This window comes from Corynebacterium sp. HMSC035E02 (assembly GCF_001836065.1).
Lineage (GTDB): Bacteria > Actinomycetota > Actinomycetes > Mycobacteriales > Mycobacteriaceae > Corynebacterium > Corynebacterium hiratae.
Window position 1 is genome coordinate 1 of sequence record NZ_KV827361.1, and the last position, 310, is coordinate 310.

The window sequence follows — 310 nt, forward strand, 5'->3', positions numbered from 1 at the left end:
TTTCAAGACCGACCCGACCTTGAAGAACCAGTTCGATGAGGTCTGCCGCTGGACGGATTGGCGCTACAACGGTGGCAAGGCAGATACCGGCATTGACCTGGTGGCCCGCCGGGTGGATGACGGCACGTGGACCGCCATCCAGTGCAAGTTCTATGACTCCAAGGCGCGCATCCAGAAGTCCCACCTGGATTCCTTCTTCGAGGCCTCTGGGCATTCCTTCGAAACGGAAGAAGGCCGCCAGCACTTCGGCAGCCGCCTGATCATCTCCACCACGGACCACTGGTCTTCCCACGCGGAGGACGCCCTGGCC

At 61.6% G+C, this 310-nt stretch carries 1 protein-coding gene; it reads left to right on the forward strand.

The window, feature by feature from the left end:
• A partial coding sequence (locus HMPREF2635_RS09065; protein WP_210401606.1) for a restriction endonuclease occupies positions 1 to 310 on the forward strand: 310 nt, incomplete at both ends.